Raw genomic sequence first — 4,442 nt, 5'->3', positions numbered from 1 at the left:
TCGTTCTCACAACCTGTTACCAAATTAACAATCCTTACACTATAATTACCGCCTGCACTTGGCATTAACGTCGCTTGTGTTTCGCCTGTTATTACAACACCTTCATAGCTCCATTCAAAACTATAGTCTGTTGTTGTTAATCCTGTATCAATCTCTAATGGTTCTAATATTTCTGTGCCATTGGTATTGATACATAAGATATAACTATCTTCTAAATCAAACTCTGGTAATGGATTAACTTGTAAGATCACTTCTGCTATGGCATAGCATATTGATGTATCATTACCTGTTACACCATCTGGTGTGTCATTGTCTACACGTGCATATATCACTTGCGGATTAACCACATTTTCATACAAGGTTGGTAATGGATTTACTTTTAGGTCTGCATCGTCTTGAGTTGCATAATAGCTTACCACATAGTTGGTACTATCTTGACCGTCTAATACTAGAGTGTCTTGCGTGGTTAAATCAAACTGAACACTGTCATTTGTTGTATCGCCATCGGTTTCCATATTATCATCACAAGCTTCATATAGAATTTGATCTTCTTCTGCTCTTGCGCCTTCTTGTACTTCGAGATTAAAACTCTGAGTACTGATAAAACAACCTGTTACATTATTTGTTATTCTTACATAGATAGGTTGTGGGTTACTTATACTGTTGATATATGGACTCACTAAACCATTAACGCCATCTTGTGCATCTACCAATGTTTCATGGTAGCTTACAATGAATTGCGTTGCATCTTGTCCGTTTAAGATCTCTGCATCTTTTAACGTTAGGTCAAAGCTATCTTGGCCATCTGTATTTAGCTCACACTGAATATAGTCGGTTACTGCTACAACCTCTGGTAATGGATGTACTATGATACTAAAATCAACTAAGGCATAACAACCTGTAAGATCATTGGTTACTCTTACATAAATCACTTGCTCTGGTGTCTCTATGTTTTCATAGGCTGTTGGGTCTACGATAGCATTGGTTCCTGAATCTGCATCATCTGCTGTTTCATAATAACTTGCTGACACATTGGCTTCGCCATTGAGTAATAAGACCTCATGCTCGGTTAAATCGAAAATCTCTAAACCATTACCTGCATTGTCTGTATCACATAATTCGATATCTGGAACAATAAGTGTCGGTGTTGGATTAGGTTGTACTCGTATGGTTAAGGTTACCATATCCGTACAGCCTGTATCTGTATCGGTTACTACTGCATATAAGGTTTGTGGGTTAGCCATGGCACCATCTACACTAGTGTTGGTATACTGAGTTGGATCTGCAATTACATTCATCTGAGACTGTGCATCTGCGTTGGTCTCATAATAAGCTACACTCCAACTTGGGTTGCTTCCTGTTATTTCATTGTCTTTTAATGTAAGATCAAATACTGTTATTTCATCGCCTGGCACTTCGCCTAGATCATCACAAGCGTTGAGTTGTGTTGGTTGCACCGCTTCTGGTGGTAAAGCCACATTTAACTCAAAACTACCTACATCTTGACAGCTTGTTATTGGATCGTATAAACGCACATAGATCATTTGAGGATTACCATTGTTTGTATAACTACCTACATTAGTTATTGGGTTATCTCCTGTATCTGCATCGGCTGCACTGACATGGTAAGTCAATATAACATCTGCTGGGTTTTGTCCGTCTAAAATCTCATCGTCTTTTGTTGTAAGATCAAATTGAGCGATACCATCATCATCTGTATCACAAATCACATAAGGCTCTATTGTTAATGGCACTTCTGGTGCTGCATGTACAATAAGTTGAAGTCTATTACTAGTTAAACTATAACAGCCTGTGAGTGTGTTCTCTGAGCGTACATATAAAAATTGTGTGTCGGCTACTATATTAATGTATGGGCTTGCAAGGGCATTGTCTCCCATCTCTGCATCAATCTGAGTTTCATGGTAAGTAATTACAACATTAGGCTCACTATTAGTAATCGCTACTGTACGTTGCTCTAAATCAAATTCTGAAAAACCATCATTGTCATCATCACAAACTTCTATAGCCTCTGGGCTCGGTTGTGGCGATGGTATTGGATTAACTCGTAAGGTGACTGTTACTGTATTATAACATCCTGTTATATCATTCTCTGCTCGCACAAAAACAGTCTGTGGATTAGCCGTATTTAAGTATGGACTTACTATTGGATTCGTCGCGTTCTCTGCATCTAATTGCGTCTCATAATGCGTTAAGCTGATTCCCGTTTGACCTGCTAAAATCTCTTCATTTGCCAATTCTAAAGTAAAGCCTTCTTGCTGATTCCCTGGGTTATTGTCATCACACAACTCTAGTGGTGCTGGTGTAACTAATACTGGTAATGGATTAACAATTAGCTCTAAACTTGTAAGTTTATAACAGCCTTCTACGGTCATGTTATCTTCTACTCTAACCCATAATATTTGACTGAATGGATCTGTATTGGTATAGGCTGTTGGGCTTGTTATTGCATTGCTTGCAGATTCTGCATTGGCTTCTGAGGTGTAATAACTTACAATATACTGCGTCGCATCTTGACCGTTTAAAAGCTCTTCATCTTTACTTGTTAAGTCAAACACGGCAAAACCATCGGCTGAGATATCATCACACACTTCTAATGGTGTTGGTGCTACCAATTGTGGTGTTGGCTCTACTATTAATAATAACTCTACTAATGTTGCACAATCTGTAGCTATGGTTGCACTCTCTACACGTGCATAAAGCAATTGCTCATCAATAACAATATTGTTATAATCTATACTCGTGTCTATAGCATCGACTCCAAAAAAGGCATTGGTATATGTTTCGTGATACGTCACTTGTAAGCCTGGTGCACCTCCTGTAATCTCATTATTCACATCTGTTAATGTAAACACCCCAAAACCATCATTATCTGGATCACAGTATCTTAAAGGCTGTGGTGTAAAGGCTATTGGTGCTTGTTCTACAATTAACTCTAAGGTGGTTGTATCATAACAGCCTGTGTTAATGTCTTCTACGCGCACATGGACTATCTGACCATTAAAATCATTGGTATATAGTGTTGGTAGTGGATTACTCTCTGATATCGCTTCACCTGGTGTTTCATAATAACTTACGGAATACGCTGGGTTATTACTTGTTATCTCTGAATTCTTTAAACTTAAGTCCATTTCTGTTACACCATCTGGTGTTCCATCGTCACAAACTTCTAATGCTGTTGGTGCTACCACCAATGGTAATGGATTAACTTCCAAATCAAATAAGACTCTTGAACTACAATTGGTTAACGTATTGGTAAGCTCTGCTACGATGGTCTCTGGGTTACTAGTGTTCGTATAGAGTCCTGTAATAGCACTACCTGCATCTGCGTCGGCTACTGTAGCGTAATAACTAACTGAAACATTCACTTGTCCATTTAAAATCTCGTCAGTCTTAGTGCTTAAATCAAATTGCTCTTGCTCATCTCCTGGATTGGTGTAATCACACAATTCGTATGGTGTTACACTTATAATTGTTGGTTTTGGATTAACAATTAACTGTAAAGTCGTCATTGCTGAACATCCTGTGGCATCATTACTTATTAACGCAACGATATCTTGTGTTCCTGCTGTGGTATTGGTGTAATTTGTTGGTAATGGATTGGTTCCTAAAGTAGCATCACTAGAATTTAGATAATACGTTACACTCATTCCTGTTTGGGATCCGATAACTTCTGCGTCTTTTAAGCTTAGGTTAAATACAGCTATACCATCGGCATTGTCATCACAAACTTCTAATGGTGTGGTCGCGTTAGCTATTGGGTTTTCTAAAACTTCTAATTCTAACGTATTAATAGTATAACATCCTGTAACTGTATTTTCTAAACGTACATATATCGTTTGGTTAGTCATCGTAGTATTAACATAACCATCAAAAATCTCTGGTGTACCTGCTATCGCTTCTGCTGGTGCTTCATAAAATGAGACATCCACGTCGGTTTGTCCGTTTAATAATTCTGAAACCTTTGTGCTCAATGGAAAAGCGACAAACTCATCGGTATCATCATCACAGACTTGTAAGGCTGTTACAGCAACAATTTCTGGTAAAGCGTGTATAATTAAATCAAAACTTGTGGTAGCATAACAGTCAGGATGCATAGGATCTTCTACACGTGCATAAATCGTTTGTGCACCTGAGGTATAGTTTGTCGCTAAAGCGCCTACATTATTATTTGCATCGTCTTGACTTGTGTAGTAAGACACATTAAATGTCCCTGAACTTTGACTGCCCAAAATTACAGCATCTTGACTGCTTAAATCAAAAGTCGCTTGACCGTCATTACTCGTATCATCACAAACTTCCATAGCTTCTGGCATTGTTGCAATTGCTCTGGTATTTACAACCAAATCAAACAAGGCCGTTGCTGACGCATTATAACAACTTGAGTCTCCTGAACTCTCTACTCTTACAAATATTGGCTCTGG

Annotated in this window: 1 pseudogene; it reads right to left on the bottom strand. The window is 38.3% G+C overall.

The features are described from left to right. Positions 1 to 4,442 (bottom strand): annotated as a pseudogene (locus Q0891_RS17095) (hypothetical protein); the annotation flags it as partial.

This window comes from uncultured Winogradskyella sp., assembly GCF_947498005.1.
GTDB lineage: Bacteria > Bacteroidota > Bacteroidia > Flavobacteriales > Flavobacteriaceae > Winogradskyella.
This window is presented reverse-complemented; position numbering and strand designations above follow the sequence as displayed.